Annotated in this window: 5 protein-coding genes and 1 pseudogene; all 6 read right to left on the bottom strand. The window is 67.4% G+C overall.

Annotated elements, in window-relative coordinates; translation table 11 throughout:
• Positions 1–1395 (bottom strand): LamG domain-containing protein (locus BFL28_RS15715; RefSeq protein WP_241527363.1); only part of this gene is annotated, 1395 nt, incomplete at its 3' end.
• 213 nt (positions 1396–1608) lie between these two features.
• Complete coding sequence (locus BFL28_RS21585; RefSeq protein ID WP_241527362.1) at positions 1609–2334, bottom strand: M16 family metallopeptidase; 726 nt, start codon at positions 2332–2334, stop codon at positions 1609–1611.
• Between the two features lie 148 nt (positions 2335–2482).
• Positions 2483–4294, bottom strand: a pseudogene (locus tag BFL28_RS15710) (M16 family metallopeptidase); the annotation flags it as partial.
• 255 nt (positions 4295–4549) lie between these two features.
• On the bottom strand, positions 4550–5158 hold the full coding sequence (locus BFL28_RS15705) for a superoxide dismutase family protein (RefSeq protein ID WP_241527361.1): 609 nt from the start codon (positions 5156–5158) through the stop codon (positions 4550–4552).
• A 70-nt stretch (positions 5159–5228) separates the two neighbouring features.
• Positions 5229–5957, bottom strand: coding sequence for a hydroxyacylglutathione hydrolase (gene gloB / locus BFL28_RS15700; RefSeq protein WP_069321477.1), 729 nt, complete (start codon positions 5955–5957; stop codon positions 5229–5231).
• Positions 5954–6626, bottom strand: a 673-nt coding sequence (locus tag BFL28_RS15695) for an NAD(P)H-dependent flavin oxidoreductase (RefSeq protein WP_173655774.1), incomplete at its 5' end; no start/stop codon positions are given. The genes BFL28_RS15695 and gloB, both read right to left, overlap by 4 nt.

Below are 6626 nucleotides of genomic sequence, written 5' to 3'. Positions count from 1 at the left end.
CACCGCCGCCTTCACGCCCGAGGTCGGCATGGCCAGGACCGTGGCGCGCTCATTGGGCGCATGGCGGCCGGCGATGAAGGCGTTGAGGGAGTCGAGCGCGGTCAGGTTCGGCGCCGCGCTCGCGCGGATCGTATAGTCGAGCTTGAAGCTGCCCGCGGGCTCGCTGCCGGCACCGACGTCATAGGCCCAGATTTCCTGGATCGGCTGTTCCTGCATCACATTGGTGAAGCTGAGCGTGCCGCCCGTATGCGGGGTGAAGCGATCGACGGTGCGGACCGCGCCCTTGCGCCGGCGAGCCAGCGTCGTGGCCCTCGCGTCCCCCCCGGTCCAGCTGAGCGCGCCATAAGCTGCGCCGCGGATCTCGACCTGGTTGAAGCGCTCACCGGACGGGACGGTCAGGTCATAGCGCTTGCCGCCCTCGACATAGGTATTCCAGTCGGGCAGCTCGAAATAATCGTCGCGCCCGGTCAGCCGTGAGCGGTTGTAGACGCCGGGCCAGGTGGTTTCGGGGATGCCGTCGATGCCCTTCCACATCCATTGCTTCAGGTCCTTGGCGCCGGCGAACTCGATCTTGCGGATGCGCGTCACCGGCGCAACGAGCAGCGGCGGATCGCCCGCATCCCAGCCATAACGGTGCAGCCAGGTCGCGCGCAGATCGGCGGCAGTGGGCACGGCCGCCGTGGCCGAAACCGCCCGTTTCGACGCCAGCGCGGCGACGGCTTCGCCCGACAGCATCCGGTCGTACACCCGGATCTCGTCCAGGTCCGACCCGCGCATGAAGTTGTAGCGGCTTTGCACCTGATGCGGCGAGAGCACGCGCCCCGCCATGCCGAACTGGTCGAGTCCGCTATCGAGATCGGCCTTCTGCTCGACCTTTGCGACCTCGCGCCCGTCAACGAACAGCTTGACCCCGCTCGCCTCGTCCCAGCCAAAGGCGATGTGGTGCCAGTCCTGCGCGTCGGGCAGCTGCGGCATACGCCACGATACGCGCACGCGCGACAGATTGGCGTCGGTGACGAACCCGTCGAAGCCATGGCCGTTCCAGTCGATCCGCAGGAACGCCATGTCCCAGCTCGAATGATCGGCAAAGCTGACGCGGAAGATGTTGAACGGCGCCTCGCCCACCGGCTGGCGGGCGCGCCAGAAAAAGGCCAGCGTGCCGCGCGCCGCCTGGATGTTGCCCGGCGCCTTCCACGCGACATAGCCGTCATCCTCCCACCGCGCCGCGCCGCCGATCGCGCCGTCGGCCACGACATCGACCCGGCTGCGGAAATTGGGGATGGCATCGCCGGCCGCGGTGTCGGCTGTCAGGCTCTTGTCCATCGATGCGTGGAACAACAGGCCGGACTCATCCTGCGCTGCGGCGGGCAACGCCAGCACCATGGCGAGTGCCATCGCCGCATAGGAACAACAGGCTTTCACGTCGCATCTCTCCACTATTGCCGTGCGCCGGCGCAAATGCCCGTCGCGCTCGCTGGCGGTTTCGCGATTTGCCCCCCTGGCCGCGCCGGCGGCGCACTGAATGGCTATAGGAAACCGGTGTCAGCATCAACCGGGACGCGTCGATGATGCTGCCCGGTCGCCCTCGCCTGCCGCGCGATGGGCCTATCAGCGCAGCGGCGGGACCATCACCGGTGCGCCATAGCCCAGCGCTTCCAGCCGCTTCGCCTGGCTTGCGGCATCGCCGACGACCACAATGATCATGCGATCGGTGTCGAGATAGGCCTTCGCCACCTTCTGGACCGTCGCCTTGTCGAGCGCGGCCAGCGTCGCATTCTCGCGTGCGACGACATCGGCGGGTAAGCCATTGTCGCCGATCGTGCCCAGCAGGTGGACCTTGGCCTCGAGCGTTTCGAACTCGCGGGCGCGCGACTTGATCATCGATCCCTTGGTCAGGGCAAGGTCCGCGTCGGTGAAGGTGCGGCCATAGTCACGCACGATGTCGCGCATCAGCGTTGCGGCTTCCAGGGTCACGTTGGCTCGCACGGGGCTCATGACCGTCAACGTGCCGCCGGTCGTCATCCCGTCGAACGCCGATCGCACGCCATAGGTATAGCCCTTACCCTCGCGCAGCTCCTGCGTCAGGCGCGATGCAAAGCCGCCGCCGCCAAGGATGAAGTTGCTCGCCCGCGCCTGGAACCAGTCTGACGCGCCGCGCGCCGGGCCGGGGTGCGCCAGCATGATCACTGACTGTTTGGCGCCGGGCACGTCGTAGAACAGGATCCGAGTCTTGTCCGGCGCGGCGAACGCTACCGAGCCAAGCGCCGCCTGGGCCTCGCCCTGCCAGTCGCGCGCCAGCCCGGCAAAGGCGGCCTGCGCCTCCGCCTGGCTCACTGCGCCGGCGATGCGGATGCGCGGCGCGGGGCGAATAGCTCGCGGCCTTGAACCGCTGCAGATCCTCCATCGTCAGCGCGGCGATCGACTGCGGCGTGCCGCGCGGATCGTTGGCGAGCACACCGGTGCCGTACATCGCCTGCCGCGCCACCATCTGACCGAGATAAGCGGGCTGCGCGCGCGACGCCTGCACCCCGGCCGTCGCGGCTGCCTTGGCCAGTGCAAGCTCGGCCGGGTCCCAGCGCGGCGCGGTCAGCATCTCGTGCACCAGCGCGGCGGTCGCTCCGAAATTGCGCGCCAGCGTGGTGCCGCTGATGATCGTGCGCTCTTCCACCACATTGACCGACACGTTGGCGCCCAAGGCTTTCAGCGCATTCTCGAACTGCTCGCGCGTTCGAGTCCGCGTACCCCGCGTCAGCATGTCGGCGACCAGACTGGCGGCCCCCGGCTTCTTCGGGTCGTCGCGTAGCTGGCCGCCATCGATCGCGATTTCGAACCGAGCGACAGGCAGTTCGCGATCCTCGATGCCGGACAAGGCCAGGCCGTTGGCCAGCGCCCCGGTCCAGATCGAGGGCATGGTTACGACGGGTTCAGCGCCCGCCGGCGGTTCGACGCTGCGGTCGATCCTGGACGGGGTACGCGCGACTTGCGTCCTGCCGGCCGTCTGGTCGACCGCAGCCTCCGCGCCCTGCACGATCGGCTCCTCGACTACCTTCGCCGTTTCGGCGTTGCTAAGCGCCAGCTGCGGCTGTGCCTTGGGCACGAACCCAACCTCCAACCGCGGCTTGCCCGGCATATAGGTGCGATAGGCGCGCATCACGTCGTCCACGCTGACCGCCTTCAGCTGGCTCAGCATCACGTCGGCCGGGTCAGGCTTGCGGCGCAGCGTCTCGGATTCGCCGATCGCCTCGACCTTGCCGCGCACGCTGCCGATCCACTCGTAGAGCGCGGCTTCGCGCACCGCCTTCAGCCGCTCGAGCCGAGCGGCGGTCAGCCCCTCCGTGCCGAACCGCGCCAGCCCGCTATCGATCGCCGATGCCACGCGATCGAGCGGCACACCGTCGAAGCCGCGCACCTGGAGCATGGCGACCCCCGCCATCTGTTCGTCCCAGCTATTGCCGCGCACTGCATCGCTGACCTTGGCCTGCTCGACCACCGCTCGATACACGGGACCATCCGGGCCCTGCGCCAGCGCATCGATCAGCAGCTCGACCGCCGCGTCGTCCTTGTCGCCCTCGGGCACCGTCGGCCAGACAAGCGTCAGTTGCGGCAGCTTGGCAAAGCTGTCGAGGTGCATCAGCCGCTTGGTGGTAGGCAAGCTCGCGCCGCGCGGCTGGGGAATGTCGACCGCGGCACCACGCGGGATCTCCCCAAAATATTTCTCGACCCAGGCGCGGGTCTGCTTGGGATCGATGTCGCCGGAAATGACCAGACTGGCATTGTTGGGCACATACCAGCGGCGATAGAATTGCTTCACATCATCGAGCGTCGCGGCCGAGAGGTCGGCCAGGCTGCCGATCGTCGTCCAGCTATAGGGATGATCGGCCGGATACAGCGCGGCCTGCATGATCGGGAAAAGATGCCCATAGGGCTGGTTGTCATAGGACTGCCGCTTCTCGTTCTTGACGACCTCGATCTCCTTGGCGACCACTGCCGGCGTCACGGTGTTGATGAAATAGCCAAGCTTGTCCGCCTCGGCCCACAGCATCTTCTCGAGCGCGTCCTTGGGCACCGTCTGCAGGTAAACGGTCTGGTCGAGATTGGTGTAGCCGTTCGCGCCCTCGCCCCCGACTCGCGCCGACAGCTTGTCCAGCCCACCCGGCCCCAGATTTTCCGAATTGAGGAAGAACAGGTGCTCGAACATATGGGCAAAGCCGGTGCGCCCCTTGGTCTCGCGCCCCGATCCGACATGCGCGACCAGCGCGACGGCGACGACCGGATCGGAACGATCGACGTTCATCACCACGCGCAGCCCATTGGCCAGCACGAACGTTTCGGTGGGGATCAGCGCGGGCTGGGCCGGCGGGGCAGATTGGGCGGATGCCGATGCATTGAACAGCAGCGCGGCAGCCAGTGCCGCCGAACTCAACAGCTTCTTCATGATCGTTCCCCCGCCCGCGGGTCTGCGCGTCCGCGGTCGGAGGTTAGCCGCTCTTCAGGCGGCCGTCGATTCATGATGAATCAGCCTGCGGCGAACACGCCGCACGCGCCTTCGTCAGCTCGCGGCGAACACGCCGCACGCAATGCGATCGCCGCTGTTGCCCGATGGGTCGGTCTTCTGATCGTCCTGGCCGGCATGCACCACGAAGGCCGAGCCATCGGCGTCGAGCAGTTGCGCCATCGTGCCCGACTTCAGCGTAAAGCTGAGATTGCCGGTGCCATCCGCTGCCGCGGTCAGGTTCGGCATGTCGCCGGCATGCGACCCCTTCGGGTTGTCGAGGCCATGCTGAGCCGAGGTCGGGTTCCAGTGGCCGCCGGCGCTCTCGAACTTGGGGGCTTCGCACTTGCCGGTCATGTGGACATGCACGCCATGCGGGCCGGCCGGGATGCCGGTGACCGATACGGTGATCGCCAGGCCATCGGCCGTCTGAGTCGCCGTCGCGCTGCCCGCCGGGGTGCCGTCCGCCATAGCGAGCGCGGCGGTGGCGCTCTGCGCGGCGGCGGTCTGGTTGCCCATCGCTGCGTTGCCCATCGCCTCATTCTCGATCGGCATCGCTTCATTGGTGAAGACCGGCTCTTCGACATTGGCATTCGGCGTCGTGGTGCCGCCGCATGCGGTGGTGGCGAGCGCAAGGCCGACAAGAAGGGTCGCGGGTCGAATCATGGCGGGCATCTCCTGGGGCTTGAACGCATAGAATGATCGTCCGCCCGATACCGTTCCGCCCCCGGCCCGATCAACCGCGAAAATTGTCCTTGGCTGCGCGGCGCTCGGCCAGCTGCTCGGCACTGGTAGCGCGCATGAACGGGTTGGTCGCGCGCTCCAGTTCGATGGTGGTCGGCACCGTCGGCAGGCCTTGTGCCCGCATCGCATCGACCTGCGCCATCCGCTCGGCCAGCGCCTGGTTGTCCGGCTCGGCATGCAGCGCATAGCGGCCGTTCGACTGGGTATATTCATGCGCGCAATAGACGATCGTCTCGCCCGGCAACGCGGCAAGACGGTTCATATTGGCGAACATCTGCTCGGCCGTCCCCTCGAACAGGCGCCCACAGCCCATGGCGAACAGCGTGTCGCCGACGAACACGATGTGCGCATCCGGCAGGTGATAGGCGATGTGCCCGGCGGTATGCGCCGGCACGTCGATCACGCTTGCCGCATGATCGCCCAGCATCACCGTGTCGCCTTCGCGCACCAGCCGGTCGGCGGTGGGGATTTTCGCCGCCTCCGCCGCCGGAGCAATGACGACCGCGCCGGTCGCAGCCTTGATCGCGGCGTTGCCACCGGTGTGATCGGGATGCCAGTGCGTGTTCCAGATCGCATCGATATGCCAGCCCCGCGCGGCCGCCGCGTCCAGCACCGGCTGCGCCTCGGCCGGATCGACCACGATCGTTTGGCCAGAGGCGCCGTCATGCGCGAGCCAGATATAATTGTCGCTGAGCGCGGGGATGCGGACGACTTCGATCATGGCGTTTCTCCTAGCAGCTGCATGGCGATCCGCGCCAGCCGTTCGGTGCGGTCACGGGCCGGCATCGGAGGCGCCTGCATCGCCCCCTGTCCGGCCCAGAGCGGCCCGAAGTCCGCCCGGGTCTTTGCCTGCAACGGCGCGAGCGCATTGGACGCATAGGGAAAAGGCGGCGCAACCTCGTTCATCGGCCCCACGGCATCGATCAGCCGGTTGCGAAAGCCGCGCGCGACACGTCCGGTCAACACGTTGGTGAAGACCGTCTCCGCCGCCGTGCCCAGCAGCGCGCGATGGCCATCGCCGATCAGGCTTTCGGGACAGGCGAGATAGGCGGTCCCGATCTGCCCGCCATTCGCCCCGGCGATCACCGCCGCTGCCATCGTCTCGCCGTCGCCAACCCCGCCCGCCGCGATCAGCGGCACCGCCACGCACTCGTCGAGTTGACGAAGCAGCGACAGCATGCCGAGCGGCTGGTGCCCGTCAAGGAACCAGCCGGCATGGCCACCCGCCTCCTCGCCCTGCACGATGATCGCGTCGCAGCCATGATGTTGCAACCACAAGCCTTCGATCAGCGTCGTGGCGTTGCCGAGAATTCGCGCGCCCGTTGAGCGAACCCGGTCGAACAGCGGCTTTTCTGGCAGACCGAAGTGAAAGCTGACGAGATCGGGCCGC

Origin of the sequence: Sphingomonas turrisvirgatae (assembly GCF_001721295.1) — a bacterium.
Taxonomy (GTDB): domain Bacteria; phylum Pseudomonadota; class Alphaproteobacteria; order Sphingomonadales; family Sphingomonadaceae; genus Sphingomonas; species Sphingomonas turrisvirgatae.
Note: the sequence above shows the minus strand (reverse complement) of the source record. Positions and strands in the feature narration are given on the sequence as shown.